This is a genomic window from Mesorhizobium sp. M1A.T.Ca.IN.004.03.1.1, from assembly GCF_003997555.1.
GTDB lineage: Bacteria > Pseudomonadota > Alphaproteobacteria > Rhizobiales > Rhizobiaceae > Mesorhizobium.
The window spans coordinates 1-237 of sequence record NZ_RZTV01001065.1; the positions used below are offsets into that span (position 1 = coordinate 1).

General features: G+C 60.3%; 1 pseudogene. It reads right to left on the reverse strand.

Annotated elements, in window-relative coordinates:
• Window positions 1–237, reverse strand: a pseudogene (locus tag EOD29_RS34935) (sugar ABC transporter substrate-binding protein); the annotation flags it as partial.

Consider the following 237-nt stretch of genomic DNA (forward strand, 5'->3'; position numbering starts at 1 on the left):
GCGCGGCATTGCCGAGGAGCGCCGTGCGGAACTTGTCCAGGAGGTCGTTGTAGGTGAGGGCCTGCTCCTCGAGCTGAATGTTCGGATAGGTCTTGCGGAAGGTTGCGAAGAAATCCTTGTAGTACTGGCGCAGAAGGTCGGGGTCGCCCTCGAACACGCCCTGATACCAGAAAGTCAGTCGCCCCTTGTAGTCGAGCGGGGTGACCTTGCCGCAATCGGCCGCCGTGTCAAAATCCT